Source organism: Photobacterium arenosum (assembly GCF_014841115.1).
Classification (GTDB): Bacteria; Pseudomonadota; Gammaproteobacteria; order Enterobacterales; family Vibrionaceae; genus Photobacterium; species Photobacterium arenosum.
Map to the genome: position 1 here is coordinate 482,232 of NZ_JACYTP010000002.1, position 26,141 is coordinate 508,372.

Consider the following 26,141-nt stretch of genomic DNA (forward strand, 5'->3'; position numbering starts at 1 on the left):
CCGTTTTACTGAGGTGTCACGAGAGGCTTATTTTCAGTGTAGTACGAATTCCCGTGACGCCAACGGTGGCGGTAAATCTGTGTAGCCCAGTGCATCTGAATACTATGCTTTTCATTTGAAAGTAACAGGGTGTGAAATACTTCCTGCATTGTTTCTGTCTTGGTCGATCCCGTTTGTCAGTCCTTCAATACTATCAATGAGACGCTGCACTGCTATCGCCATAATCTTTGATGAATATCATTTTAATGACAGATGCCTGTGTATTCTGTTGTGATTTTTATTTTGTTTGCTTGATGCTAGTACCTGTTGCTCACAATAGGTTTTCGATGCTGAATTATTAATTGTTACTTTGAAAAATCATTTTGATTTTGCTGTTATTAAAAATTTACTTTTTATTTCAAGGTTGTGCAATGATGTTTGTGTCATTAGGTGTGGTTGAACTAATCTCAGATGGCAGTATGGAAGTAATGATGACTTTTAATATGGAGAACACCTATGGCTGCAATTATCCATGAGATTAAGCAAGATTTTATACCTGATGTGACTGAAGGCTCTGCAGTTACCGTGAACTTTGTCGTTGATTCGAATAATGAGCCAGAAATACCTGGCGCAAGAATTGAAGCTGCATTAACAGGCAATGCGCGTGTTACACATATGTCGTATCCTGGCTCTGGATCTGAACTATTTATTTCTGCCGATGGGAAAACAGCTTCTGTTACAAGTACGGCTGAACAGAGTGCTGGTTGGACAAGGAACAGGACAATTTCACTACTTGTGGATGATATACCACCAGGAGAAGAAGAGTTTATTGTCGGGCAGGTAAACTATTATAACCATGAAGGTATAAAGGGGCCAGGATTCGATATTACACTTAAACGTTCATCTTCTGGTCTGCAACCAATATTAAGTCGAGCAGAATTCAAATCATATTGGCAGGACTGGGAATCACAAGGTTACATCTATAGCTATGAAATATTGCTGAAAGCCTCATCTGATCCTATTACACATTGGAAAGTCTCGTTTTCCGACTTGCCTCCAGGAACAACCATTGCGAGTGTTACATGGCCGGAGGTTGTGCTTGATGGTTCAGAAGGTGTGGTTGAATTAAAAACGCCTAAGGATGGGAACTACCTTATCAACCCGGATACAGAGTTACCCGTTGCGATTCAGTTGCTGTACCCAGCTCAAGAAGGTGAACAGGAAAAGTTCAAGAAGCTCTATAACTTACAAGGTTATGACCTCAGCTAGCAGGGGGGTATAACGTCATGGGCTGTATCAGGAATACAGCCCATTGATGATGTTCAGCGGGTTGTTTTTCATGAAAACTAATCAGATAAATATTGCTGTTTGTATTTAGACGCTTTGGCAAAAAAGGGCAAGGTACTGCCAATTAAAATAATCACCCCTGCCAGTTCAATGGTTTCATATTCAATCAGTATAAAAGCGGAAATTAAAAATGTCAGGGTGAGAGATGAAATGAGAAATATATGAAAGTAAGGGTGTCTTTTAGAAAATTTCGCATATCCTACAATCATCATAAGCCTCTTCTATCGTTTAAATTACAGAAAATGCATGTGTCAAAGCATTAGCCCTATAGTCAGCGTGATATTTTTCAGTCTTATTCTCTGAAGTATATGACAGGTTCATTGGGATTTCTGACTTTCTGCCTAACGGGTAAAGCTGGGAGGATACGCTTGCTGGTATTGCAACTGATTTGCAATTGCAACGTTTGCCGGGGAATGCTTGAGAAAATGACTGAAAAGAGAAGACGTTTATCTGAGAATGATGTTAAGTCTTTGAAGATATAACATCCCCTCCCGGGATCGGGAGGGGGTGGTCAGGGTTTATTTCAGATCAAATCGATCGGCGTTCATGACTTTGGTCCAGGCGCTGACAAAGTCGTTTACGAACTTCTCTTTGCCATCGCTGCCGCCATACACTTCCGAGATGGCACGCAGTTGCGAGTTGGCACCAAACACCAGATCGACGCGGGTTGCGGTCCATTTCACCTGGCCTGTTTTCCGGTCACGGCCTTCGAATTCATCTGCGGCTTCTGTGGTGGGTTGCCACTCGGTGTTCATATCCAGCAGGTTGACAAAGAAGTCGTTTGTCAGCACGCCCGGTTTGTCGGTGAATACACCGTGTTTCGAACCACCGAAGTTGGCATTCAGTGCACGCATCCCCCCGAGCAGCACTGTCATTTCCGGTGCAGTCAGGGTGAGCAGCTGGGCACGGTCCAGCAGCATTTCTTCGGCCGAAACTGTGTATTTGGTTTTCATGTAGTTACGGAAACCATCAGCGACAGGCTCGAGCACATCGAACGATTCTGCATCCGTCTGATCATCGGTGGCATCGGTGCGGCCTGGTGAGAAGGGCACACTCACGCTGATGCCTGCGTCTTGTGCGGCTTTCTCAACAGCAGCATCGCCACCAAGGACTATCAGATCAGCCAGTGACACAGCCTTGTTACCTGACTGTGCTGAGTTGAAGTCTTTCTGAATCCCTTCAAAGGTGCTCAGGATTTTCTTCAATTGTCCGGGTTGGTTCACTTCCCAGCCGTTTTGCGGTAACAGACGAATACGGGCACCATTTGCGCCACCACGGCAGTCAGAACCGCGGAATGTGGCGGCTGATGACCAGGCGGTGTAAACCAGTTCTGTCACACTCAAGCCAGAGTTGAGAATGGTTTGCTTCAGTGCAGAAACGTCACTGTCGTTGATAAGATCGTGATCGACGGCGGGTACCGGATCTTGCCAGATCAGCTCTTCTGCGGGCACTTCAGGGCCAAGATAGCGCGCTTTAGGGCCCATATCGCGGTGAGTCAGCTTGAACCAGGCCCGGGCAAAGGCATCGGCAAATTCCTCAGGATTGGCACGGAAGTGCTCTGAAATCTTGCGATATTCAGGATCTTCGCGCATCGACATATCCGCTGTTGTCATCATGATATTGACGCGTTGTGAAGCATCTTCCGGATCGGGTGCCTGGTTTTTATCCGTGACGTTTTTCACTTTCCATTGGTTGGCACCAGCCGGGCTTTTTGTCAGTTCCCACTCATTACCCAGCAGCATTTCGAAGTAGGTGTTGTCCCATTTGGTTGGTGTCGGTGTCCAGGCACCTTCCAGGCCGCTGGTAATGGAATCACGGCCCCTGCCTCTACCATGTGTGTTTTTCCAGCCGAGGCCCATCTGCTCAATAGGAGCTGCCTCAGGATCAGGACCAACCAGCGCCGCATCGCCGGCACCATGGCATTTACCAAAGGTGTGACCACCTGCCGTCAGCGCGACGGTTTCATAATCGTTCATCGCCATTCGGGCGAACGTTTCGCGGACATCACGGCCGGATCCCAATGGGTCAGGGTTGCCGTCCGGTCCTTCCGGGTTAACGTAGATCAGGCCCATTTGCACGGCGGCCAACGGGTTTTCTAGATCACGCTCGCCGCTGTAACGTTTGTTATCGAGCCAGACGTCTTCAGCGCCCCAGTAGATGTCTTCTTCCGGCTCCCAGATATCCGTTCGTCCGCCACCAAAACCAAAGGTTTTGAATCCCATGGATTCAAGGGCAACGTTGCCGGTAAGAATAAAGAGATCTGCCCAGGAGAGTTTGTTGCCGTATTTTTGTTTTACCGGCCACAGTAAGCGGCGGGCTTTATCCAGGTTGCCGTTATCCGGCCAGCTGTTTAATGGCGCGAAACGCTGATTACCGGTTGATGCACCGCCACGGCCGTCGCCGGTACGATAGGTGCCTGCTGCGTGCCAGGCCATACGTATCATGAGCGGGCCATAGTGACCGTAGTCTGCCGGCCACCAATCCTGCGAGTCGGTCAACACGTTCTCAATATCTTGCTTAACGGCTTTCAGGTCGAGTTTTTTGAATTCTTCTGCATAGTTGAAGCCTTCACCCAGAGGGTTTGACTTTTTATCGTTCTGATGGAGGATTTTGAGGTTCAGCTGATTCGGCCACCAATCTTCGTTCCTTGTCCCCGCGCCGCGAAGGTTGGTATTGCTGCCATGCATTACTGGGCATCCACCCGTAGTGGTACCTTTGCCGTTGCTCATACATTGCTCCTTGAGAATTAGTGTAGGGTGTGGTGTGTCTCAGTTACACACTTGAATATAGACCGACTGGCAATCGGATAAAGACGTTTTTATCAATGACAACAATCGGTTTTTTCAATAAAGGGCAGAGGTTTGTGCCAAGCGGGGTGGTGCCTATAGCTGGCGCAGGAAATCTGTGCTGTCATTCACCTAAGAATTTGAGTGATGGAATATTTCCCGGTAACGTGACGCTGTGAAATCTTCATCAATGCGTCAGATAATCAAAGCAGGGGAAGCGCCATCCTGCTATTTATTGTTGTTCCAGGTGTTGATTAATGATTTCCGCCAGCCGTCGAATGGCATCTGTGTGACTTTCATCCAGCTCAAAAGAAGTATTCAGCCTCAGGCAGTGGTTAAATTGTTTGCCGGGAGAAAACATCTTGCCCGGTGCGATCGTAATGTTTTCTGCCAGTGCCTGGGTGTAAATTGCCATCGTATCTGAGGTGACAGGTAATCGCAGCCAAACGAAATAACTGCCTTCCGCAGGCTCGATTTCGACGTCAGGGGGAAGCATTTGTGTCAGCAGCCTGCACATGGCTTTTTTACGTTTGTCTAAGGTTCGCCTCAGCTGCCTCAGGTGGTGCTCGTAGTTCCGGGTACTGAGGTAATCAACCAGTGCGAGCTGAATGGGTACGCTGGTGGTCAGGGTACTCATCAGTTGAAGTTTTTGAATGTCTGTGGCCCGCTTCCCGGCGGCCACCCAGCCGATTCTGAAGCCGGCGACCAATGACTTAGAAAAGGATGAGCACAGCATCACATTCCCACTGGCATCAAACGCTTTGGCCGGGAGTGGTTGTTCATTGCCTGCGTAGAGTTCGCTGTATACGTCATCTTCGATGAGCGCAACCTGGTATTTGTTCAGCAGCGATATTAACTGCCGCTTTTTTGGCTCTGTCAGCGTGAATCCGAGCGGGTTTTGGTGATTGGTCATCAGCCAGCAGGCCTTGACCGAATGTGACTGAAACGCGCGTTCAAGCGAGGTTAAATCAAGGCCGGTCTTGGGATCCGTTCTCACCGACAGCGCTTTCAGCCCGAGACGTTCCAGCGACTGAAGCGCACCGTAAAATGTCGGAGATTCCACCACCACCCAATCGCCGGGGCGGGTTACTGCCTGCAGGCTCAGGTTCAGGGCTTCGAGCGCACCCGCGGTAATCACGATTTCATCGGGGGCGATACTGATGCCTTTTGCGGCGTAGCGCTGAGCAATCATAGCGCGCAGAGTGTCATTGCCCGGCGGCAAGTTATCCAGTGCATTGGAAACCGGTATGCTGCGGGCGGCATGCATCAGGGATTTATTTACCTGATGCCGTGGATACAGATTGGGGTCCGGGTAGGCAAACGCAAAGTTGATCATATACGGCTTTCTGCAGGCTTGCAGAACATCGAAAATGAAACTGTTGATGTCGACAGCTTCGGCGGTTTCGACTGCTGCGTTGTGTGACTGGGGGCTGATTCGGATGCTTTCGGCCACCGTATAACCGGAACGGGGGTGCGCAACCAGCCAGCCCTGAGATTCCAGCTGCTGATAAGCATGCATGACGGTCATCAGACTCATACCAGAGTGCGCTGCCTGCTTCCGGAGCGATGGCATTTTTTCACCGGCACGCCAGATACCAGATTCAATTTGTTGGCGGATTTGAGACGCCAACTGTTCATACTTCGCCAATCTTAACCTCAGTTCCCGTGGTTGAATTTACTGAAAATATAACAATTGTTTAATAAAACTGTTATAGGTTTTAAGTCTGGTTCTGTATCTTTTTTTTCAGTCGGGTTCTTTCAATATAAGCGTGCTTTTCAATGACTCAATAGGAAGCTTATGTTTGGACTCGATGCTTTCATGCTCGCGCGAATACAGTTCGCATTCACTGTCTCTTTTCACATCATATTTCCGGCCATCACCATTGGATTGGCAAGCTATCTGGCGGTTCTGGAAGGTCTCTGGTTGAAAACCCGTCAGCAAGATTACAAAGCGCTGTACCACTTTTGGTCAAAAATTTTTGCCGTGAACTTCGGTATGGGTGTGGTTTCCGGGTTAGTCATGGCTTACCAGTTTGGCACAAACTGGAGTGGCTTTTCTGAGTTTGCCGGTAGCATAACCGGGCCGTTACTGACCTACGAGGTGCTGACCGCATTTTTTCTGGAGGCCGGATTTCTGGGCGTCATGCTTTTTGGCTGGAAGCGCGTCGGGGATAATCTGCACTTTTTTGCGACCTGCATGGTGGCGCTCGGCACCATTATTTCGACGTTCTGGATTCTGGCGTCGAACAGCTGGATGCATACGCCGCAGGGCCACGAAATCATTGACGGGCAAGTGGTGCCTGTTGACTGGTTTGCGGTGATCTTTAACCCGTCATTTCCGTATCGGCTGATGCATATGGGCGTAGCGGCTTTCCTGAGCTGTGCCCTGTTTGTCGGCGCGTCTGCGGCATGGCATCTGCTGAAGGGCAACCAAAGCAGTGCGGTGCGGACTATGTTTTCCATGTCGATGTGGATGTTGGTTTTCGTGGCCCCCATTCAAGCATTTATCGGCGATCTGCATGGACTGAATACCCTGAAGTATCAGCCGGCCAAAATCGCTGCAATTGAAGGACACTGGGATAACAGCGCCGGAGAACCGACACCGCTGATTCTGTTCGGCTGGCCGAACATGGAGACAGAGCGCACCGATTATGCGATTGAAATTCCGGCCATGGCGAGCCTGATTCTGAAGCACAGCCTGACCGAACCCATTCCGGCGTTAAAGGATTTCCCGGCAGATGAACGTCCGTACTCACCGTTAATCTTTTGGTCATTTCGCATCATGGTGGCATTGGGGTTGCTGATGATTGGGCAGGGGCTGGTCAGTGTGTGGCTGCGCAAGAAAAACAGACTGTATCAGCATAAAGGATTCCTGACGTTTTCTCTCTGGATGGGGCCAGCCGGGCTGGTTGCCATTCTGGCAGGCTGGATCACCACGGAAGTAGGGCGTCAGCCTTGGGTGGTTCACGGGCTGCTGAGAACGGATGCCGCAGTGTCTGCTCATGGCGACTTGCATATGAGTATCAGCCTGCTGACGTTCTTCGTGGTGTACAGCCTGGTATTCGGATTTGGTTATTACTATATGGTTCATCAGATTCAGAAAGGGCCGCAGCCGGGTGATGAAGACATCGCCCATGATCTGCCGACAGTTTCCGGTCGGATTTAATCCATGAATGTTGAATGATTAAGAAGGAGAGACACGGCGATGGGCGTGGATTTATCGGTATTGTGGTTTGGCATCATTGTGTTTGCCACACTGATGTATATCACTATGGATGGCTTTGATCTGGGGATCGGTATTTTGATGCCTCTGATCAAAAGTGATGAACAAAAAGATGTCATGGTCAATTCAGTGGCACCAGTCTGGGATGGTAATGAAACTTGGCTGGTACTGGGAGGAGCCAGTTTATTCGGGGCTTTTCCGCTGGCTTATGCGGTGATTATTGATGCCCTGACAGTCCCGTTAACTGTGATGCTGATTGCACTGATTTTCAGAGGAGTGGCGTTTGAGTTCCGCTTTAAAGCATTGCTGTCGCATCAGGTTTTTTGGGATAAAGCCTTCATGGTGGGATCGCTGGTTGCTACTTTTTGCCAGGGAATCGTGGTTGGTGCAGTGATTGAAGGGTTTCCGGTTGAAGGCAGGCAATTTGCAGGTGGCGCATTTGACTGGCTGGCACCGTTTCCGTTGTTTTGCGGTCTGGGGCTGGTCATTGCGTACGCATTACTGGGATGTACCTGGCTGACCATGAAAACAGAAGGAGAACAGCAAGCGACTATGTACCAGCTGGCACCAAAAATTTTGTTGCAACTGCTGGCGGTCATTGGGGTTGTCAGTGTGTGGACGCCTTTGGCGTACCCGGAAATTGCTGCCCGATGGTTCAGTTTGCCGAATTTAATTTACTTTGCCCCAGTGCCGCTGCTGACCGTGTTACTGGCATTACTGTTAGTGATTTCAGTGAAAAAACGCAGGGAAATTCAGCCATTTGTGGCTGCACTTGGCATCATTTTTCTGGGATTCAGCGGGCTTGGAATCAGCTTGTGGCCGAATATTATTCCGCCGGACGTGTCAATCTGGCAGGCAGCAGCCCCGCCTCAGAGCCAAGGGTTTATGCTGGTGGGCGCTTTGTTCATTATTCCCTTTATTCTGTTGTATACCTTCTGGAGCTACACCGTGTTCAGCGGCAAAGTGGACCCGCAGGAAAGCTATCACTGACAGGAGGTGAGGATGAAGATGATGATGGATACTTTGAAGCAATACGGGTGGCTGGTGCTGATCTGGAGCATCAGTGTGGCAGCTTTAACCTGTATCTCCTGGCTTTTTCGTGCACTGATGACAGCAGCGGGTTTAACCGTTTAAACCAATCAAAACCCGAATCATTTAAAAATCCGATGACGCGGCGTCATCGGATTTTTTTCGCTGAAAAATCAGGCTTTTTTCAGTTTTTTCTTCAGTTTCTTAAGTTTACCTTCGTGCTTGGCGACTTTCGCTTTGCGCACTTTGATTTCTTTTTGCAGTTTTTTTGCTTTTTTGGTCACTTTTGCCATTTCCATTCTCCGGTTTCATTAACGTTTGAGGAAAAATGGCTGACATGAAAGGAACAGCTTTCACCTAACCTATCAACCTGGCCGTTCTGGCCGCATGCATGTGGTAAGCCGCTGGTCACTGTGGTTGTGCGTTTTCTTTCACAAACTGACGGATGAAACGACGCACTTCACGTGCGGCGCTGGTATCCATTTCTTCGCATAAAACAACAAAGGCATCACGTTCTTCACCATTAATTCTGATGATTAACTGACTGTCTTTCTTCATTGCTTTTGATTTCTTGCGACTAACCATGACGGCTCACTATTACACACACATATACAATGTATATACATTCGATAGCGTTTTGGCAAATCGGTGATCTGAAATCTGCGTTAAGGCGCGAAAAACCGGGTATTACATATGTTGCATGACATTGTCGCCTACTCATTGGCGATCCAGTCAGGCAGGTAAAATTGAACGCTTATCAAACCACAGGCATTGTGTTGGTGGGGTTCATCAACACCTTATGCATGTTGTTTGTGGCAGAGACCAAGGTAAACCCTGTGATCATGATGGTTGCCATTTTATGTATGCTGGGTGTATCCCGGTAAGGCTCGGGATCTTGAAAGTGAAGCGCTGTAAGCATTGCGCAAAGCGTCGGCATCAACACTAAACAACGCAAGAGATAATAATGGCATTAACAATAATAGCGCTGTGTCTGGTGACATTTTATTTTTACTTCAACAAAGAGGATGTTATTTATTTTGACGCATTGCTTTCTGTGCTGGTGATGATTGTTTATATCACGGCTTATATTTATTTTTCTGCGGACTTTCCCCTGCATATCAAGCGCGCAGGTTTGATTTGTGAGCTGCTCCCTGCCGCTTCGCTCTGTGCCATTTTATTTCCTGACTGGAGTACCCGCTTCTCGCCCGAAGTGACGGTCAGGTTGGGGTGGGCTGGTTTGTTATTGTCATGCATTATTCTGGCATTACTGGTCATTTTTATTGCTTGAGTAGGCGGTATGCGACCGGGCGTTGGTTTTCAGTCTGATTGTGACTGAATGCTGAATTTTGCATTCAAGCCTGAAGTTTTTTCTGGTCTATTAGGTGGAGGTTTTTCATTCTCACGACGCTTTATTTATTGCTTTTGGTTGCGGTAAACAGTGATAAGATACTTTCACTCAGTAAATGTAGGGGTTTACGTTTAGCCGGAGGAGCTTATTTACCGGACAAGCGTTTTAACAAACCTTTTTACAAGAGCAAGACATGATATGGCTTATTGTCTTTATACTGGTTGCCATAATAAAAGCGTATCAATTGGGAGATGAGAATGAATAAAGCGTATGTATTCGTTTCAATGGCTGCAGCCACTTTGCTGTTCGGATGTGTGAGTCAGCCAGAGAGCGAGCCGGTGGGATCCGCGAACCCGGCTGCCGTGTATTGTGTTCAGAAGGGCGGGAAGCTGGATATGGTGACTGAAGATGGTAAGCGAGTGACTTATTGTATTCTGTCTGATGGGCGTCGCGTTGAGCAATGGCAATATTTCCGTGATAACCATCCTCAGGTTGCAGAAGCCGAGGCAATGTAACTTTGTATCAGGGCCACGTTTCAGCGTGGCTTTTTTCACTGTCTGCCGGTAATTCCTTCTGCCTTGTTTACGTAAGTAAATGTAAATATGCCACTTTCACGGGATATTTCCCTGCAGATCAGCGTCTAACGTGCTTATTAGGAAGCAATAAGGATAATGTTATGTCAGTTCTGGATAATGCTCAGCGCTATGGTGTGATAAGTCGGTTTTTACATTGGGGGGTGGCACTGCTACTGCTTTGGCAGTTTTTGTCGGCAGTAACGCACGCATTACTTGAAGATTCGTGGCTGGATGAACTGATGTGGGCAACGCATAAGCCACTGGGTTTTCTGTTGTTCATTATCATTGCTCTACGCCTTGTGTGGGCGGTTCTTAATCTGTCGCGCCGTCCGGCCTCCATCAACCGTGTCGCTGCACTGGGCCATAAAGCCTTATATGCGCTGATGATTATCATCCCCACTCTGGCTCTGATCCGGCAGTATGGTTCTGGCCGTGCTTTTTCACCCTTCGGAATACCGTTAATGGACGGGTTTGACAGCGCAAAAATTGAGTGGATGGTTGGGCTGGGCAATTTGCTGCACGGAGAGCTGGCCTGGCTGCTTTTGGCCTTTACTCTTGGCCATATTGTGATGGCGTTCTGGCACCGTATCCGTAAAAGCCATGAGGATGTACTGGCACGTATGTGGCGTTAATTGTGTATGTTACTGAAAATAGCCTGCTGATCACTTGACGGCAGGCTATTTTTTCAGCGTGATAATGTCCTGGTGAATAACCTTATCAAGTAAGATCCTGACTTAATATTGATAACTAAGATCATTGAGTCCTCTTTTTCCTGCACTCTTATATACTTAACCTTAAACAGAATCTGCACGTGATTAATCGGCAGCCGGTAGTCATCCAGTTTGCAGTGCTTTATGCCGCTTACAGCCCATGCTGTGTTATCTGTTTTTACACCTGCATAAACTTCAGAAATCGTAAATAAAGAAGAAGGATACAGGATATGAATAAGTATTTGGCTGAGTTTGTCGGTACCTTTTGGCTGGTGCTTGGCGGCTGCGGAAGCGCTGTTCTGGCAGCTGCATTTCCAGAAGTCGGTATTGGTTTACTGGGTGTTTCTCTGGCATTTGGTTTAACGGTGCTGACCATGGCATTTGCGATTGGTCATATATCAGGCTGCCATCTTAATCCGGCTGTGTCTGTCGGATTATGGGCTGGGGGGCGTTTTCCTGCCACTGAACTATTACCTTATATTGTGGCTCAGGTTTTGGGGGGCTTGGTGGCAGGTGGGGTGCTATATGTGATTGCCTCTGGTCAGGCCGGTTTCGATGTATCTGCCGGTTTCGCATCAAACGGTTATGGTGATCATTCTCCCGGGCAATATTCTTTGCTAGCTGCACTGGTTTGTGAAGTGGTGATGACCATGATGTTTCTGATTGTCATTATGGGAGCGACGGATTCACGTGCACCGGCCGGTTTTGCTCCCATTGCGATTGGACTGTGCCTGACTTTGATTCATCTTATTTCTATTCCTGTGACTAACACCTCGGTGAATCCTGCGCGAAGTACTGGGGTTGCTGCCTATGTGGGTGATTGGGCGATAGCGCAACTTTGGCTCTTTTGGCTGGCACCTATCGTTGGAGCCGTAATTGGTGCAACTATTTATAAAGTGATTGCACGGGAAGGGGAGCAGACTCAGTAAGTTGTCTGACCACTCTTTGCATTCAGGTGTCGACCGTTATGCTGGCAGGCTGTCTTGATCATGCTGAGCTGGAAAAACGAGAAAAGTAACGATTTGGCATGGGAGCAAAGAAAAGACAAAGCAAGCACTATGCCCGGCAACATTGCCCCTTGCTAAACTTAAGTTAAGAACAGGCAATGATTCCGGGCGGTTCCATGAACGAATACCTTCAGCTCGACCCCCATTACGACATTTATTTTCTGTCTGATCCGCACGGACAGAATGCTTTGCTGCAAGATGTACTCAAGGAGGTGGGGTTTCGTTACCCGCTTGATGGTGAAATCCGGGATCGGCTGTTTATTCTGGGCGATATGATAGATAGAGGTCCGGATTCTATGGCGTTATTAAAAACCGTGCAGGATTGTCCGGCGATGTATGCCATTCAGGGAAACCATGAACAAATGGCGTTCAATGCCCTGGAGAATAATGCCGACAGATCTTTATGGATCATGAATGGCGGCCGCTGGCATGAAGATGTTGCCATTGCTGAGGTCAGAAAAATGCTGAATTTTGCGGCAAGTTTACCACTTTGTTATACCCTTCAGATCAACGGCCACCGAATTGGCCTGGTGCATGCCGCAGTGCCAGCACCCTATGACTGGCAACAGTTCACTCAGTGCTGTAACGAGCATACTCTGAGCAAAGAAGATCAACATTTTGCAGTCTGGGACCGGGATGTTTTCACGCAGGATGAACATAGTGTCGTATCTCATATAGATGCGGTGTTGATGGGGCACAATATAGTGTCAGGCCTGAAACCTAAGGTCAGCGGTAACCGGGTTTATATTGATGGCGCTATGTCAATGGGAGACAGAGGACTGCTACTGAAATACCGTCGGGGAGGTGAAGTGCTGGGGCTGTTTCAGGTATTCTCTTTTCTGCGAGAGCAGGCTACAGACTCATTGGTGTGGGTTTGATTTGTGAGTGTTGATGGTGTTTATTTTTCGAGCAACGCACAATGGATTTTATAATCCTCAATAACTTGCTCACTGTATTGCTGGCAGGCGGTGATTAATGCGTTCACGTTACCGGGCAGGCTTTCGCTCATGAATTGTTCGAAACGCACTGAGCGCCTGTCGCCGCGTGAATGGGCCAGCGCCAATGCCTCGCCGCAGGCGGAGGCATACTGGCAAAAGGCGGTGCAGGGATCTTTGTCATTTAAGACCAGATCTTCGGGTTTGACCGACAAACGCGCATGGTGTCGTGATCGGACCAGCCAGTGTTTACCCCGCCAGATAACCTCGTCCAGTATGAGATCAGGCCGACGTTGCATAAAACGCTGGCAGTCAGCGGTCAGATGCGCCGGATTGAGCGAGTTGACGGGACTGACCTCAGGGAACGCGAATATGGGGGCAGCCTGGCGTTGCTGCTTCACTTCAACAATATGACACAGGGGTAAGTCATCGATACTCCTGACGTCGTTCGGGCCAACCAGAAAATAATAACGCCCGACATTGTTGGAGCCAGTTCCGGCATCAAGACGGATCACTATATCCAGCACCTCATCATCCAGATAAGGCCGGAATGTTGTCTCCGCCTCCTCATAGTCAGCAGTATCAATGCGCTGGTATTTTAACGGCTTGTCAGCAAAGCGAAGCCTGCCATCTTCAAAAGTGGTGGATTTGGCTAACTGGCTTTTACTCAGAAAGTCTTTCCCGCCTGCGGCTCGCTTAGTGGCTTTGCGGCAATATTTATCAAGTACATGATCATCATCGAATTTTTTCAGGACATTGTATCTGGCATCATTATCCTCAATGACAAGCTGCAATGTTTTTAAGTAAGCCGACAGGAAGGCTTCACAAGCTTGATGGATGTCGTCTTTATTGACTGCGTTTAAATCGTCGTCGATAGCCAGTTCTTCTGTGAGATATCGTCCTTCTAATAACCCACAGCCGAAATCGCTGGCCAGTGCCAGGCTGGTCAGGTAGCGGGCCAGATCCCAGACACCATACCCGACACAGGCATCATCAAAATCGTCAGGAGAAAAGATAACCTGATCACCTTGTGATCCTTCTTCGGTCAGAAAGCCAAAGTTAGTCAGGTGGCAGTCACCCATGATGAAAGTCTGGCCGGGTTTAGCCAGCAATAAGTCGGGCAGTACCAACACCCCCTGAGCAAGATCGGCATAAAACAGCTGTGCAGTGCCGCGGAAGAACTGGAACGGGCTCCAGGCCATTTTCTGGTGTTTGTTGAGCACAATAGCGCTGTTGGGGACTACGCCATCAATAAGACAGATTTGTTGGCACAGGAACTCGTGTCGGGTTGTCATAAACTTCTTCTGGATTAGCGTCTATACCATTACCAGTATTGTTGATGCTCAAAAGAAATCTAGCTGAGGGGACACATTTGCGCTTAATAAGCCGATGCCGATGCATTTTGTTGCGCTGAGACTGAGTCCGCAGCGGGTCTGTTAACAGACACCCGGCTGCCGGAATATCAGTTTGCATTCTTTGATATGAAAATACCGCCCGAGTCATTCAGGCGGTATTTTTCGATTACTTGAGATTATTTTGCCAGCGCTTCTTGTTCGGGTTTGGCAACCACTGCATTTGTGCTGGGCGAGCCGCGGCGGATCATGACCGTCATTGATAGCAGGACAGTGACCACGCCATAGCTGACTTCTTCCCACGGAACCAGGCTGCCGGTGAATCGGTTAACCAGTAGTACCAGCACAGGGATCAGATAGGTATAGGCCGATACCTGTTCGGGAGCCAGCGCAACGCTGCCTTGCTGGAACAGGAAGAAACTGATAGCTGTTGCGAACACCGCCAGATACCCGATACCCAGCCAGATATCAGCAGGAATTTTTGTCCATTGCACTTGCACCAGTTGCGGCGCAGTGGCGACGGTCAGCAAGCCTGTTGCACAGATCAGTGTCCAGCAGGTCAGGTGAACGAAAGATTCGCCTCTGTAACACTTTTTGACAATGATCGGATTGAGCGCCATCCCCAGACAGCCCAGCAGATAAATTTTGTTAGAGGCTGTCATCGCGATAGAACCGGCAGCGCTCAGATCGCCACGGAAAATAATCAGACCGGCACCCAGCATACCGCCAAGCAAAGCCAGCGTGACAGACATTGAGGTACTGCGTTTGAACACGAACGCAGCCAGAATGGCGCTCATTAGCGGCACAGTCGTATACAGGGCGCTGGCGTCGAGCGGACTGGTGTCGCGCAGAGCAATAAACATGGCAACAAAATAGCCCAGTGGCGGCAAGCTGATCAGCGTGTATCGGCCCAAATCTTTCGCGGAGGGGATACGGAACTGTCCTTTAGCGACCAGAAACCCGACAAACAGCAGGCTGGCCAGCAGGTAACGTACCCAAGTCACCACAAGTGGTTCCATGGAAGCCATAATATAGCTGCCAATCGGGAATGACAGGCTAATCAGCACAGTGAAGAAAAATAACTTCAGATGTGAAATTTGGTTCAATGACAACATTCAACTTCTCTATGACTAAGATTAACTCGAAAACCAGAGTATTTAACCAAAACCTGACCTACAAGACAAGAAAATTTGACCCGAAAGTTAAACAAAAAACTGGCAATATGAGTTGCCGGCTGTGATCTCTGTCATTCAGTTTGTTGTAAATTTACAACGTAATGACTGAAAGCAGGGGGTTAGCGGGGTTGGTATAGCGGGATGAAACCCACGTACAAGCTTGGGTTTTGTTCTGATAAACAGACCAAAAACCTGATGATGTTGCGGTATCGCGTTGAAACACTTTTGTCATCAGCTGGAATAAAGTAAACCGCGGTTCAGGGCTCATTAGCTGGTGTCAGCATTCACACTTTTGTCCTCATGGGCAACAAAACATTATTCAATTAGATGAATATTGATCCAGATCTATAAACTGGGTGAATTTTTCACCAACAATGGCTGCTTAACCACTCATAAGGAGTCGCAGTCATGAAAGCCGCTGTTGTGAATGAATTCAAAGGGAAACTGGAAATCAAAGATATTCCCCTGCCTGCTGTCAAACCCCGTGACATACTGGTGAAAATTCATGCCTGTGGGGTGTGTCATACCGATTTACATGCCTGTCACGGCGACTGGCCGGTGAAACCCAAAATGCCTCTGGTGCCGGGTCATGAAGGGGTCGGCGAAGTTGTCCAGGTGGGCAGCGAAATTCATCATCTCAAGTTAGGTGATCGGGTGGGTGTGCCCTGGCTGTATTCGGCGTGCGGTCATTGTGAGTATTGTTTATCTGGCCGTGAAACCTTATGCCTGGATCAGCAAAATGCCGGCTATTCTGTCGACGGTGGCTATGCAGAGTACTGCCTGGCTCATGGTGAGTATGTGGTGAAAATTCCGGACGGGCTGTCTTATGTTGATGCTGCGCCTTTGTTCTGCGCGGGGGTGACCACTTACAAAGCGCTGAAAGTGACAGAGGTCAAACCTGGCCAGTGGGTTGCTATTATAGGTGTAGGTGGTTTAGGCCACCTGGCGGTTCAGTATGCCAAAGCCATGGGAATGAACGTCATCGCGGTGGATACCGGCGCCGAGAAAATGGCGCTGGCGAAAGAACTGGGTGCTGTGCACTGTATCGATTTTATGCAAGAAAAACCGTCCGAAGCGATTCACCGACTGGTGGGAGGCGCGCATGGTGTTGTGTGTACGGCAGTGTCCAAGCCTGCGTTTGAAGAAGCTTACCGTTCGGTGCGCCGCGGTGGCAGCTGTGTGCTGGTGGGCCTGCCGCCTGAAGACATGCCGATACCTATCTTTGATACCGTACTGAATGGCATTAAAGTGATTGGCTCGATTGTCGGCACGCGTCAGGACTTACAGGAATGCCTGCAATTTGCCGCGGAAGGCAAGGTGAAAGCCATTACTGAAGTGAAGGCGCTGGAAGACATTAACGAGATTTTTGACGACATGGTGAAAGGCGAAATCACAGGCCGGATTGTGATGAATCTGGCGTAAGCGCTCAGCAATAACAGGGTTAACCGGCCGCTTTGCTTTCCCCTCAGGCAAAGCGGCTATTTTTCTTTGAAAAGCTCCTCTTTTTTCTGCGTTGCCTACTTGTCTTCATGCCGTTTCGTGCTATTTTCTCGCGACAAATGTCTATCTGGAGTTTATGACTATGCCAAAGGCAAGTGATATTAAAAAGTCTGCAGCTATTGAACACGAAGGTAAGGTGTACTTTGTTAAAGACATTAGCAAGTTAACACCGAGTGGCCGCGCAGGTAGCAGCCTTTACCGTATGCGTATGTATGATGTGGCAACCAACGCGAAAGCGGATGTGAGCTTCAAAGCCGATGACATCATCACACTGGCAGACTTTAGTCGCCATGCCGCGTCTTTCTCTTACATTGACGGTGAAGAGTATATCTTCATGGACAATGAGGATTACACCCCGTATCACTTCCACAAAGATGTGATTGAAGAAGAGTTGCTGTTCATTACTGAAGACATTCAGGGACTGCATGTGTTGGTGGTCAATGGTGCGCCGGTTGCGCTGGAATTGCCGTCTACAGTCGATTTGGAAATTGTAGAAACCGACCCTTCAATCAAAGGAGCTTCTGCCAGCGCCCGGACAAAACCTGCTGTGCTGAGCACTGGCTTATCGGTTCAGGTGCCAGAGTATATTGCTACCGGTGATCGCATTCGTGTGAATACACTGGAACACAAATATATGAACCGTGTAGAGAAGTAAGTTTCTCATTATTGTTGGAAAAAGCCGCAGCAAGAGGTGCTCCTGAATGTCGGACACTGTTGTTATGCGGCTTTTTTTGAACAACCTCCCAGCATACCTGCTTTTATTTGCACTGCTTTTAACTATCGTTAAGATATGCAACACACTTTTATCTGCTGACCCGGCTTCTGTTGGGAAGAGTTAATATGAAAAAGACCCTGTCCAGCCTCATTACTTTATTTATGCTTCAGGGTTGTGCCGGCTATGTAGGAGGCGACCTGGAAGATGTCGTTGTTGATACCTATATTGATCAATGCCGGTATACGCCGGCCTATTATGAAATGAAAGTGTATACCGACGCAGTCAATGACTACGCTGATGAAAATATTTCCGGTATTATTTCGACTTATACCTTAGGATTATTTCCGACCTACTGGCTGTCTGAAGTGCGCAGTAAAGTCACGATTGAAGGTGAGGGTAAAGAGGTTTATACCAGAGAAGATGTCAGTCGTATTCATACATTCTATGGTATTTTATGGCTGCTGTTTTTAAGTGACGACAGTGTGAATGCGCTGAGGGCGGATGAAGGTTCGGGTCTGCGTGTTATTGAAGGCATACAGGACAGAGCTGTAGCTAAAACGCTGAATGAAATGCCTGACAGTATTGATATTAATGAACTGTGTGTCACATATCTGGATTTATAATATTCTTATTTATGTGTCTACCGTATCGTTAGGTTTTCCTGTCATCTGTGGTGTTAAATTTGTTAATAATGAGCCCACTGTCAAATAATCAACTAAAATATCATCCATTGTGATTGGCTGTGACTTCCGCGATCTGTGCTGCCTTTCCCGATTTCAGTCGTGACTTAGTGCTGATTAATGCCATATTTGCGTTTGTTTATGCCATAAAGTGGCAGAAACCTGACATTTACCCTGATTGTTTTCTGTTCAATCTCAATTGAGTTTGCAAGATTTAATTTGCTATAACCATCCTCGTATTAGTTCGATACATCAGCATTTTGATAACGATAAGGATACAAGGATGTCTATGCGTAAATTCGTAAGCGGTATTGTGGCAGCTTGTGCATTGTTAGGCACGTCAGTGTCTGCCACTGCTGGCCCGGTAATGGACGATATTGTGAAAACCGGCGAACTTCGCGTGTGTTTTGACGCAGGCTATATGCCGTTTGAAATGAAAAGCAAAAACGGCTCTTTTGTTGGTTTTGATATTGATATCGGTAAAATGATGGCCCGCCAGATGGGGGTGAAATATGTGCCGGTCAACACAGCCTGGGACGGTATTATCCCCACTCTTCTGACCGGTAAGTGTCACATCATTAATGCGGGTATGACCATTAACGCGCAACGTAATATGCGCGTAAACTTCGCAGAACCCTACATCATTGTGGGTCAGACTATTCTGCTCAATCCTGAGCTTGAAGGTAAGATCAAAAGTTATAAAGACCTGAACAACAGCAAGTACACCATTGCGACTAAGCTTGGCACTACAGGTGAGCAAGCGATCAAGCGTATGATCAGCAAAGCTAAGCTCAATGTGTTTGAAACCCAGTCTGATGCTGTGCTGGAAGTGGCAAACGGCAAAGCGGATGCCTTTATTTACGACATGCCGTTTAACGCCATTTATGCTTCGCAGAACTCAGGCAAAGTGGTTCACCTTGAGCAGCCATTCACCTATGAGCCATTAGGCTGGGCAGTCGCTCAGGGCGATATGGACATGCTGAACTTCCTTAATAACTTCCTGCGCCAGATCAAAGGCGACGGAACCTATGAGCGAATCTACGACAAGTGGTTTAAAGACAACAGCTGGCTGAGCCAGGTGCAATAAAACCTGATAACGGCTGGCCGCTGGGCCAGCCGTGCGTTCCCGCTGTTTTCTCATTCCGACACGCCTAAGGAAGAAGTATATGATTAGGACGTCTAACCGGTGGCTCTGGCAAACTGTATTTGTCGTCATCCTGGCGCTGCTGATGACGGGGCTGTATCAGGCTTCGCAAAGCATCAATTACAACTGGCAATGGCACCGTGTTTTGCCATTCATCGTGGATACCACCCCTAAAGAGTTCAGGGCGCAGGGGGATGGTACCGTTCAAATTAACGCTGATAACTCAATTATCATCAACCTTGACTACAGTAATGTGCCTCAGCAGATCCCAGCTTATGATGCCCGCCTGGTACAACAGGGCGATCTGGTTTTTGAAGGTGATGTGATTGCCAGCAGCGATCAGTGGACCATTGGTCCTGTCACTCTTGGCTTGTGGGTGACCCTCAAAATCTCGGTTCTGTCACTGTTCTTCGCCATTATTCTGGGCCTGATGGCCGGATTGATGCGGATATCGCATAATCCTGTAACCAAAAATCTGGCTTTCCTGTACGTCGAAATTATCCGCGGCACACCGTTACTGGTGCAAATTTTCATCGTGTACTTTTTCCTGGGTACGATTTTCGATCTGGAACGTTTTACCGCGGGTGTGGTGGCGCTGTCCATTTTCACCGGCGCTTACATTGCGGAAATTATCCGGGCCGGTATTCAGTCGATTCCGCCGGGGCAGATGGAAGCAGCCCGCTCTCTGGGCATGAGTTACCCCAAGGCAATGATGTATGTCATCCTGCCGCAGGCCTTTAAACGCACTTTGCCACCAATGGCGGGTCAGTTAATTACGCTGATCAAAGATTCATCGCTGGTGTCGGTTATTTCTATCACCGATTTGACCAAGGCCGGCCGCGAGGTCATCAGCGGCAGTTTCGCCACGTTTGAGGTGTGGTTTGTGGTGGCAGGACTGTATTTGCTCCTGACGACCAGCCTGTCGTGGGCCGTGCAGCGAATTGAGAAGAGGTTGGCGAGCAGTGACTAATACATATCAGGGCGATGACATGATAGTCGCCGACAAGGTCAATAAAATTTACCCCAATCTGTGCCATGCACTGAAAGATGTCAGTGCAACGGTGAAACGTGGCGAGGTCGTCGTTATCATCGGGCCGTCTGGCTCGGGTAAATCCACCTTTCTGCGCACTCTGAACCAGCTGGAAGTGATTACCTCAGGTCAGATTCAGATTGATGGCATGAACATGTACGCCAAAAGCACCAATATCAATGAGTTGCGTGCGAACGTTGGCATGGTATTCCAGTCGTTTAATCTGTTTCCCCATAAAACGGTAAAAGGCAATGTGATGCTGGCACCGCAGAAAGTCAGGGGGCGCACGAAAGCGGATGTAGAGCCGGAAGCCGAAAAACTGCTCAGGCGGGTCGGTCTGGCGGATAAAATGAATGTCTATCCGTCGCAGTTATCCGGTGGTCAGCAACAACGCGTCGCTATTGCCCGGGCTCTGGCTATGCGGCCGGACGTGATGCTGTTCGACGAACCCACCTCTGCGCTCGATCCTGAAATGGTCGGTGAGGTGCTGGATGTGATGAAGGATCTGGCCGCAGAAGGCATGACCATGGTAGTGGTGACGCACGAGATGGGCTTTGCCCGTGAAGTGGCCGATCGGGTGCTGTTTATGGAAGACGGTGAGTTGCTGGTCAGTGACTCGCCCGAGAACATTTTTGATTCACCCAAGCATCCGCGGTTGGCGCAATTTCTGTCAAAAATTCTCTAGCAGTCACACGTTTCTCTTAACCTGTGTAAGACCCAAGGCAGACTCAGTGAGTCTGCCTTTCTATTTCTACAATCTTTTTGGTTCCACCATAAAATCATGGTATTGCACCCTAAAGATGCACAGCTGTTCTTGTTGAACTGTATTGGTGCATTGTTCGTGCAAATATCAAGCAATTCCCCTCTGTAACAATCAATTTCAGTGGCACTGAAATTGCAGTCTGTTGATATAAACAACAATAAGTTACGACAGACACGACACAAAAAGACAAGATGCAGGGAGTTTGCACAATGGATTTGTCCGCTCAGGAAAAACGTTGGTTACCCGTTTGGGGGCGTTCGGGAAAACTGGCAATGCGACGGGCTTGCTGGCTCAACCGCAAGCGACAGGATGATTTGCAACAAACCTTTACCAGTGTGGCACTGACACGGGTGAGAATTTTAGAAACCTGGGTGGAGAACCAATGGCTGTTCTTACAGGATGCGGCCTTGTATCTGGCCACCAAACCCGAGGATGAACGCGATGACGCGTTGCGCAGGCTTAAAGGACGGGCGGCGCACTTTTCTGAGTTGTTTATCACTGACAGTCATGGCCTTGTCAGCACCTCGACCCATCAGGGCCACAAAGGGCAAACACTGGTGGCGCAGAAGGCGCTGCAGAACGGGCTCAGGGCGCGTTTTCTGCATGGCCCTTATGTTGATCCAGTGACAGAGCGGCTGGGTCGCACCACCTCTTCTTTTCATGACGCAGTGACCCTGATGTTCTATCAGCCGGTAACTGTCACGCTGGCAGACGGTACCACACAGGTTCAGGGGTGCTTGTGTGCCAGGCTGCCTAATGATGTCATCAGTGATTTAATTCAGCGCGAAGCCGGACACATCTATCCTGAATCGGGCGATAACTATATTTTCATGGTGGAGTCTGCGTTTGATCCGCAACTGCTGCCGGGTACGGCGCTGTCACGCTCACGTTTTGAAGACGATACCTTCTCCCACGGCGAAAACCTGAAATCCGGTATTCATACCCAGTACGGTACGGTCAGGGTAAACCGGCATACTGAGTTTGAGATCCGCTTTACCGATCCGGCCACCGGAGATCTGCATCCGGGGGTCAGGGAGACAATCCGGCACGGACAAAATCTGTTCGTGTCCTATCCCGGCTATTCAGACTATCGCCACATTCCAGTGATTGGCAAAGGGGTGACTTTTCAACTGCCGGGCTCGCCGGATCGCTGGGGCATGATGTGTGAAGCCGATCTGGAGGAAGTGTATCGTCACCGATCTTTGCATTACCGGCTCAGCAACACCTTTTTCATGTGCAGCGCGGCCGCGATTTTCTTCCCTATGCTGATGAGCGTGACTCAGGGGCTGGGTCCCTTGGCCCAGGCGGGCCTGGGAATACTGACCGCTTTGCTGAGCTTAATGGTGTTTCGTTTAACGGCTTCTGGCCCGCTGGTGAAGCAGATGCAGGAAATGACCTCAGTAATTCAGGCGCTTGCGGAAGGCGACGGAAATCTTCAGCAGCGATTGAATGCCGAACGCTTTAAACCCGATGAAACCGGTGAGATGGGGCGCTGGATCAACAGTTTCATCGACAATCTGGATGGGGTGATCAGTGAAATGATACACGCGGCGAACGAAGTCCGGGAAGTCAGTGAGTCCATGCTTCGCCGTTGTGAGCGGATGGACGGCGCAGCGAATGACACCTCAAGCGCGATTGCAGCGATGCTGAATCTTGCCGGTAGCCAGCAGAGCGATATCAGCTCTGCATCTGTGTCGGCGCATCAGATGCAGGATGTCATGCACCTGGTGGTGGTGGAAGCAGAGCAGGAGTACCAGCAGGCGTTAGCCAATACCAACAATATCAAAGGTGTTGTCGAGCGTTCAGCACAGAGTGTGAATGGGGTAAACAACGAAATGAGTCAGATTGGCGATATCGTAAAGCTGATCACCGACATCACGGCGCAGACCAATCTGCTGGCTCTGAATGCGGCGATTGAAGCGGCAAGGGCCGGCGATCATGGCCGCGGCTTCTCTGTGGTGGCGGATGAAGTGCGCCAGCTGGCAAGCCGCACGTCAGAGGCGGCCAACCATATTGGTTCGTTAATGGAGAAACTGCGTCTTGAATCGGCTGTGGCCGTGCAATCGATGGAGCAGGGTATCCGGGATGTGGAGCAGAGCACAGTCGTGATTGATGCCGGAGAGCGTAACCAGCAGATGCGGCAGGCGGTTGAAGCCATGTTTGAGGTGATCAATCAGCTGGCAGGCAACAGCGAGCGTCATCACGACACAGCGCAGGCCGCTCAGCATTCCACTGAGCTGCTGACCCGCTCATCACAACAGCTCAGTCGCCGCACTGTGCTGGTTCAGAATGCCATTTCCCGGTTGCGCCAGATGGCGGACAGGTTCGAAGTCAGTTCAGGCTCTGATGTCAGTCATGTGCCTGATCGGTTGCCGGGTCACAGAACAAATGGGTGAATGGCGGTGAATCTTTGACAAACTCGTTATAATTTAATCAGGTAGGATGATGACATGAACGAGTGCTAAGGATTCGCATGAAACTGAACTGTGATATGGGTGAAAGTTACGGAAGCTGGCAAATGGGCGATGACAAGGCGGTCATGCCCTGGGTGGATATGGCAAACATTGCCTGCGGCTTCCACGCTTCTGATCCGGATATTATGTCTGACACCGTGGCCTGTGCGGTGGAACATCAGGTGACGGTAGGTGCGCACCCCGGTTACGACGATAAACCGGGTTTTGGCCGGCGCAGTATTCCGCACAGCCCGGCGGCCATCACTCACCTGGTGGCCTACCAGACCGGCGCCCTTGACGCTGTTTGCCAGTTGCATGGCAGCAGCGTGTCTTATGTCAAACCGCATGGCGCGCTTTATCACGACATGATGGCCAAACCTGAGGTGCTGAACGCCATTTTGCAGGCGCTCGCTGCCATGAACCGCCAGCGGTCATCACCGCTGAGCCTGATGGTGCTGGCCAGGGCTGATAACAGCGAGACAAAAACTGCCGCGCAGGCATTCGGTGTGCCCTTGCTGTTCGAAGCCTTTGCCGACCGGGCATACGATGAAGCAGGCAATCTGGTCGCGCGCAGCCAGCCGGGGGCCGTGCATCATGACCCGGCCAGAATTCAGCAGCAGGCCATGGAGCTGGCTTCAGGCACAGTGACCACACACAGCGGGACGATTCTTGCTCTGCATGCCGATACCCTGTGCGTACACGGGGATAACCCGGAATCAATTGCTACCATCGCTGATATCAGAAAGGCGATGGCGTTATGATTCGTTTTGATTCAGTGTCCGAAACCTGCCTCATGGTCCATCTGGCTGATGAGATAGATCTGAGCCTTACCCCTTTGATAGGAAGGCTGGTCAGCCAGATCCAGGCTGATTTTCCGCACCAGCTGATTGAAATTGTGCCTTCTTACACCTCTATCCTGATTCATTTTCACCCGGATCAGATTACCGAGCGGTTGCTCAGAGAGCGTATCAGCCTCTGCCACAGCCAGTGGCAGGATACACCTGTGTCGGCTGTGGGGAAGGTGATCGAACTGCCGGTTTATTATCATCCCGATGTCGGGCCGGATCTCATTCCTCTGGCAGAAGCCAAGGGGCTGAGTGTGGAGCAGGTGATTGCGCTGCACAGCCAGCCAATCTACACCGTGTGTGCTATCGGTTTTGCGCCGGGATTTGCGTTTCTGGCCAGTGTTGATGAAGCCATTGCTATGCCGCGTCATGCCGAACCCAGATTAAGCCTTGCGCCGGGCAGTGTCGGGATAGCCGATCGTCAGACGGCCGTTTATCCGGCGCAGTCACCCGGCGGCTGGCAAATCATTGGTAACTGCCCCAAGTCATTATTCAACCCTGAACGGGAGCCGATGACGCCTTTCACTGTCGGGGATCAGGTACGCTTTCAGCCCGTCGATCGCTCAACCTTTAAGTCGCTGGGAGGTGAAATATGGCCACACTGGAAGTAATACGGCCAGGTACGCTGACACTGGTTCAGGATACGGGACGTCTGGGCGTTGCCAGTCATGGCCTGAGCCAGGGAGGTGCCGCCGATATGCATGCCTACTGCTGGGCCAATTACTTGCTGGGTAATCCGATGGATTGTGCGCAGCTGGAGATCACTCTGGGTCAGGCCAGCTTTAAGGCCCATGCCGATATTGAATGCGCCCTGACGGGGGCGGACATGCAGGCCAGTCTGGATGGTGAACCGGTTTATACCTGGAAGACTTTTATGATGCGAAAAGGGCAGACGCTGCAGCTTGGTTATGCCCGATCAGGGCTGCGTGCGTATCTGGCTGTTCAAGGAGGCATTCACACGCCAAGCGTGCTCGGCAGCCGCTCAACTGTTGTGCGTAATCAGATAGGCGGCGTGGAAGGGCGTCCGCTACAAAAAGGTGACAAGCTACCGATTCAGGCCAGCTTAGTGCGCCACAGTCCGCGCTATGTACCGCCTCGTTTCATTCCCGATTATGACAAGCCGATTGAACTTCATCTGCTGGCTTCGTCTCAGTGGGATTATTTCTCACCCGAGGCCCGGAACCAGTTTTTCGATAACCATTACCACGTGAAGCCCGAGAGCGACCGGATGGGATGCCGTCTGGAAGGCAATGCCATACTCGGTGGCCCGCCGGGTATTGTTTCGGAAGGCATTGCGCTGGGGGCGGTGCAGATCCCGCCCAATGGTCAGCCGATTGTGCTGCTCAACGACCGGCAGACGTTAGGCGGTTACCCTAAGCTTGGCTGTGTTGCCAGGATCGATCTTTCTCGTCTGGCACAGGCGCGTCCCGGAAAAGACATCCGATTTATTCGTGGCGATTTGGTATCATTGCGAAAAGCCTGGCAGCGCTTCTCACACTTTTTCGGGTTGCCATATTAGGCAACCCAGACTGGCCAGGTCGTTAA

At 49.6% G+C, this 26,141-nt stretch carries 26 protein-coding genes; 20 read left to right on the forward strand and 6 right to left on the reverse strand.

Going from position 1 to position 26,141, the window contains the following annotated elements:
* The first annotated feature begins 495 nt into the window (after positions 1–495).
* Positions 496–1,248 carry a hypothetical protein gene (locus tag IFO68_RS05425; RefSeq protein ID WP_192014931.1) on the forward strand — a complete coding sequence of 251 codons (753 nt, stop codon included), beginning with the start codon at positions 496–498 and terminating at the stop codon, positions 1,246–1,248.
* A gap of 77 nt (positions 1,249–1,325) precedes the next feature.
* On the opposite strand, the gene IFO68_RS05430 is transcribed toward IFO68_RS05425, so the two are convergent.
* The 3 genes from IFO68_RS05430 to IFO68_RS05440 form a co-directional block, all read right to left on the reverse strand.
* Positions 1,326–1,538: a hypothetical protein gene (locus IFO68_RS05430; protein WP_192014932.1), complete on the reverse strand. Its 213-nt coding sequence runs from the start codon at positions 1,536–1,538 to the stop codon at positions 1,326–1,328.
* A 306-nt stretch (positions 1,539–1,844) separates the two neighbouring features.
* Positions 1,845–4,055: a catalase/peroxidase HPI gene (katG, locus tag IFO68_RS05435; RefSeq protein WP_192014933.1), complete on the reverse strand. Its 2,211-nt coding sequence runs from the start codon at positions 4,053–4,055 to the stop codon at positions 1,845–1,847.
* Between the two features lie 289 nt (positions 4,056–4,344).
* The gene (locus IFO68_RS05440; protein ID WP_192014934.1) at positions 4,345–5,760 is read right to left on the reverse strand and encodes an aminotransferase-like domain-containing protein; all 1,416 of its coding nucleotides are present in this window, start codon (positions 5,758–5,760) and stop codon (positions 4,345–4,347) included.
* A gap of 150 nt (positions 5,761–5,910) precedes the next feature.
* On the opposite strand from IFO68_RS05440, the gene IFO68_RS05445 reads away from it, so the two are divergent.
* Genes IFO68_RS05445 through IFO68_RS05455 form a run of 3 tightly spaced genes read left to right on the forward strand, consistent with a single transcriptional unit; the run spans position 5,911 to position 8,469 of the window.
* A complete protein-coding gene (locus IFO68_RS05445; protein ID WP_192014935.1) occupies positions 5,911–7,278 on the forward strand; it encodes a cytochrome ubiquinol oxidase subunit I in 1,368 nt (455 codons plus the stop codon).
* A 39-nt stretch (positions 7,279–7,317) separates the two neighbouring features.
* Entirely contained in the window at positions 7,318–8,325 is a 1,008-nt protein-coding gene (gene cydB / locus IFO68_RS05450) for a cytochrome d ubiquinol oxidase subunit II (protein ID WP_192014936.1), read from the forward strand.
* Between the two features lie 12 nt (positions 8,326–8,337).
* A complete protein-coding gene (locus IFO68_RS05455) occupies positions 8,338–8,469 on the forward strand; it encodes a DUF2474 domain-containing protein (protein WP_192014937.1) in 132 nt (43 codons plus the stop codon).
* Positions 8,470–8,772: 303 nt separating this feature from the next.
* Here IFO68_RS05455 and IFO68_RS05460 read toward each other — a convergent pair whose 3' ends face one another.
* A complete protein-coding gene (locus IFO68_RS05460) occupies positions 8,773–8,949 on the reverse strand; it encodes a hypothetical protein (protein WP_192014938.1) in 177 nt (58 codons plus the stop codon).
* A gap of 161 nt (positions 8,950–9,110) precedes the next feature.
* On the opposite strand from IFO68_RS05460, the gene IFO68_RS05465 reads away from it, so the two are divergent.
* The 6 genes from IFO68_RS05465 (at position 9,111) to IFO68_RS05490 (ending at position 12,882) form a co-directional block, all read left to right on the forward strand.
* Entirely contained in the window at positions 9,111–9,248 is a 138-nt protein-coding gene (locus tag IFO68_RS05465) for a hypothetical protein (RefSeq protein ID WP_192014939.1), read from the forward strand.
* 80 nt (positions 9,249–9,328) lie between these two features.
* A complete protein-coding gene (locus tag IFO68_RS05470) occupies positions 9,329–9,652 on the forward strand; it encodes a hypothetical protein (RefSeq protein ID WP_192014940.1) in 324 nt (107 codons plus the stop codon).
* A 317-nt stretch (positions 9,653–9,969) separates the two neighbouring features.
* The gene (locus tag IFO68_RS05475; RefSeq protein ID WP_192014941.1) at positions 9,970–10,227 is read left to right on the forward strand and encodes a putative hemolysin; all 258 of its coding nucleotides are present in this window, start codon (positions 9,970–9,972) and stop codon (positions 10,225–10,227) included.
* Between the two features lie 161 nt (positions 10,228–10,388).
* Complete coding sequence (locus IFO68_RS05480; RefSeq protein ID WP_192014942.1) at positions 10,389–10,919, forward strand: cytochrome b; 531 nt, start codon at positions 10,389–10,391, stop codon at positions 10,917–10,919.
* Positions 10,920–11,227: 308 nt separating this feature from the next.
* Positions 11,228–11,926 carry an aquaporin Z gene (gene aqpZ, locus IFO68_RS05485; protein WP_192014943.1) on the forward strand — a complete coding sequence of 233 codons (699 nt, stop codon included), beginning with the start codon at positions 11,228–11,230 and terminating at the stop codon, positions 11,924–11,926.
* Positions 11,927–12,120: 194 nt separating this feature from the next.
* Complete coding sequence (locus IFO68_RS05490) at positions 12,121–12,882, forward strand: metallophosphoesterase (RefSeq protein ID WP_192014944.1); 762 nt, start codon at positions 12,121–12,123, stop codon at positions 12,880–12,882.
* A 20-nt stretch (positions 12,883–12,902) separates the two neighbouring features.
* Here the strand turns inward: IFO68_RS05490 and IFO68_RS05495 are convergent, their stop codons facing one another.
* Both IFO68_RS05495 and IFO68_RS05500 read right to left on the reverse strand, forming a co-directional pair.
* Positions 12,903–14,234, reverse strand: coding sequence for a DUF2252 family protein (locus IFO68_RS05495; protein WP_192014945.1), 1,332 nt, complete (start codon positions 14,232–14,234; stop codon positions 12,903–12,905).
* Between the two features lie 236 nt (positions 14,235–14,470).
* Complete coding sequence (locus tag IFO68_RS05500) at positions 14,471–15,406, reverse strand: DMT family transporter (protein WP_192014946.1); 936 nt, start codon at positions 15,404–15,406, stop codon at positions 14,471–14,473.
* A gap of 468 nt (positions 15,407–15,874) precedes the next feature.
* Here IFO68_RS05500 and adhP point away from each other — a divergent pair, with 468 nt between their 5' ends.
* From adhP to IFO68_RS05550, 10 genes are all read left to right on the forward strand, one after another.
* Complete coding sequence (gene adhP, locus IFO68_RS05505; RefSeq protein ID WP_192014947.1) at positions 15,875–16,888, forward strand: alcohol dehydrogenase AdhP; 1,014 nt, start codon at positions 15,875–15,877, stop codon at positions 16,886–16,888.
* Between the two features lie 160 nt (positions 16,889–17,048).
* Positions 17,049–17,621 (forward strand): elongation factor P-like protein EfpL, encoded by a 573-nt coding sequence (gene efpL, locus IFO68_RS05510; protein WP_192014948.1) that lies wholly within the window; start codon positions 17,049–17,051, stop codon positions 17,619–17,621.
* Positions 17,622–17,806: 185 nt separating this feature from the next.
* Positions 17,807–18,304 (forward strand): hypothetical protein, encoded by a 498-nt coding sequence (locus IFO68_RS05515; protein ID WP_192014949.1) that lies wholly within the window; start codon positions 17,807–17,809, stop codon positions 18,302–18,304.
* A gap of 346 nt (positions 18,305–18,650) precedes the next feature.
* Positions 18,651–19,448, forward strand: coding sequence for a transporter substrate-binding domain-containing protein (locus IFO68_RS05520; protein ID WP_192014950.1), 798 nt, complete (start codon positions 18,651–18,653; stop codon positions 19,446–19,448).
* Between the two features lie 79 nt (positions 19,449–19,527).
* Positions 19,528–20,475, forward strand: coding sequence for an amino acid ABC transporter permease (locus IFO68_RS05525; RefSeq protein WP_192014951.1), 948 nt, complete (start codon positions 19,528–19,530; stop codon positions 20,473–20,475).
* A gap of 19 nt (positions 20,476–20,494) precedes the next feature.
* Complete coding sequence (locus IFO68_RS05530; protein ID WP_192015060.1) at positions 20,495–21,220, forward strand: amino acid ABC transporter ATP-binding protein; 726 nt, start codon at positions 20,495–20,497, stop codon at positions 21,218–21,220.
* A gap of 287 nt (positions 21,221–21,507) precedes the next feature.
* A complete protein-coding gene (locus IFO68_RS05535; RefSeq protein WP_192014952.1) occupies positions 21,508–23,694 on the forward strand; it encodes a methyl-accepting chemotaxis protein in 2,187 nt (728 codons plus the stop codon).
* A gap of 77 nt (positions 23,695–23,771) precedes the next feature.
* Positions 23,772–24,512 (forward strand): 5-oxoprolinase subunit PxpA, encoded by a 741-nt coding sequence (locus IFO68_RS05540; RefSeq protein WP_192014953.1) that lies wholly within the window; start codon positions 23,772–23,774, stop codon positions 24,510–24,512.
* A complete protein-coding gene (pxpB, locus tag IFO68_RS05545; protein WP_192014954.1) occupies positions 24,509–25,207 on the forward strand; it encodes a 5-oxoprolinase subunit PxpB in 699 nt (232 codons plus the stop codon). The genes IFO68_RS05540 and pxpB overlap by 4 nt, the downstream gene beginning before the upstream one ends.
* Positions 25,189–26,115, forward strand: a complete 927-nt coding sequence (locus IFO68_RS05550) for a 5-oxoprolinase subunit C family protein (RefSeq protein ID WP_192014955.1) — start codon at positions 25,189–25,191, stop codon at positions 26,113–26,115. Before pxpB ends, IFO68_RS05550 begins: the two co-directional genes overlap by 19 nt.
* The last annotated feature ends 26 nt before the right edge of the window (positions 26,116–26,141 follow it).

What these genes read in the sequence shown, in the direction of transcription:
- adhP (WP_192014947.1), top strand. Translation starts at nt 15,875, where the DNA reads ATGAAAGCCGCTGTTGTGAATGAATTCAAAGGGAAACTGGAAATCAAA.
- IFO68_RS05445 (WP_192014935.1), top strand. Translation starts at nt 5,911, where the DNA reads ATGTTTGGACTCGATGCTTTCATGCTCGCGCGAATACAGTTCGCATTC.
- efpL (WP_192014948.1), top strand. Translation starts at nt 17,049, where the DNA reads ATGCCAAAGGCAAGTGATATTAAAAAGTCTGCAGCTATTGAACACGAA.
- IFO68_RS05535 (WP_192014952.1), top strand. Translation starts at nt 21,508, where the DNA reads ATGGATTTGTCCGCTCAGGAAAAACGTTGGTTACCCGTTTGGGGGCGT.
- IFO68_RS05480 (WP_192014942.1), top strand. Translation starts at nt 10,389, where the DNA reads ATGTCAGTTCTGGATAATGCTCAGCGCTATGGTGTGATAAGTCGGTTT.
- IFO68_RS05515 (WP_192014949.1), top strand. Translation starts at nt 17,807, where the DNA reads ATGAAAAAGACCCTGTCCAGCCTCATTACTTTATTTATGCTTCAGGGT.
- IFO68_RS05460 (WP_192014938.1), bottom strand. Translation starts at nt 8,949, where the DNA reads ATGGTTAGTCGCAAGAAATCAAAAGCAATGAAGAAAGACAGTCAGTTA.
- pxpB (WP_192014954.1), top strand. Translation starts at nt 24,509, where the DNA reads ATGATTCGTTTTGATTCAGTGTCCGAAACCTGCCTCATGGTCCATCTG.
- IFO68_RS05490 (WP_192014944.1), top strand. Translation starts at nt 12,121, where the DNA reads ATGAACGAATACCTTCAGCTCGACCCCCATTACGACATTTATTTTCTG.
- cydB (WP_192014936.1), top strand. Translation starts at nt 7,318, where the DNA reads ATGGGCGTGGATTTATCGGTATTGTGGTTTGGCATCATTGTGTTTGCC.
- aqpZ (WP_192014943.1), top strand. Translation starts at nt 11,228, where the DNA reads ATGAATAAGTATTTGGCTGAGTTTGTCGGTACCTTTTGGCTGGTGCTT.
- IFO68_RS05470 (WP_192014940.1), top strand. Translation starts at nt 9,329, where the DNA reads ATGGCATTAACAATAATAGCGCTGTGTCTGGTGACATTTTATTTTTAC.
- IFO68_RS05525 (WP_192014951.1), top strand. Translation starts at nt 19,528, where the DNA reads ATGATTAGGACGTCTAACCGGTGGCTCTGGCAAACTGTATTTGTCGTC.
- IFO68_RS05495 (WP_192014945.1), bottom strand. Translation starts at nt 14,234, where the DNA reads ATGACAACCCGACACGAGTTCCTGTGCCAACAAATCTGTCTTATTGAT.
- IFO68_RS05550 (WP_192014955.1), top strand. Translation starts at nt 25,189, where the DNA reads ATGGCCACACTGGAAGTAATACGGCCAGGTACGCTGACACTGGTTCAG.
- IFO68_RS05540 (WP_192014953.1), top strand. Translation starts at nt 23,772, where the DNA reads ATGAAACTGAACTGTGATATGGGTGAAAGTTACGGAAGCTGGCAAATG.
- IFO68_RS05500 (WP_192014946.1), bottom strand. Translation starts at nt 15,406, where the DNA reads ATGTTGTCATTGAACCAAATTTCACATCTGAAGTTATTTTTCTTCACT.
- IFO68_RS05475 (WP_192014941.1), top strand. Translation starts at nt 9,970, where the DNA reads ATGAATAAAGCGTATGTATTCGTTTCAATGGCTGCAGCCACTTTGCTG.
- IFO68_RS05520 (WP_192014950.1), top strand. Translation starts at nt 18,651, where the DNA reads ATGCGTAAATTCGTAAGCGGTATTGTGGCAGCTTGTGCATTGTTAGGC.
- IFO68_RS05455 (WP_192014937.1), top strand. Translation starts at nt 8,338, where the DNA reads ATGAAGATGATGATGGATACTTTGAAGCAATACGGGTGGCTGGTGCTG.
- katG (WP_192014933.1), bottom strand. Translation starts at nt 4,055, where the DNA reads ATGAGCAACGGCAAAGGTACCACTACGGGTGGATGCCCAGTAATGCAT.
- IFO68_RS05425 (WP_192014931.1), top strand. Translation starts at nt 496, where the DNA reads ATGGCTGCAATTATCCATGAGATTAAGCAAGATTTTATACCTGATGTG.
- IFO68_RS05430 (WP_192014932.1), bottom strand. Translation starts at nt 1,538, where the DNA reads ATGATGATTGTAGGATATGCGAAATTTTCTAAAAGACACCCTTACTTT.
- IFO68_RS05530 (WP_192015060.1), top strand. Translation starts at nt 20,495, where the DNA reads ATGATAGTCGCCGACAAGGTCAATAAAATTTACCCCAATCTGTGCCAT.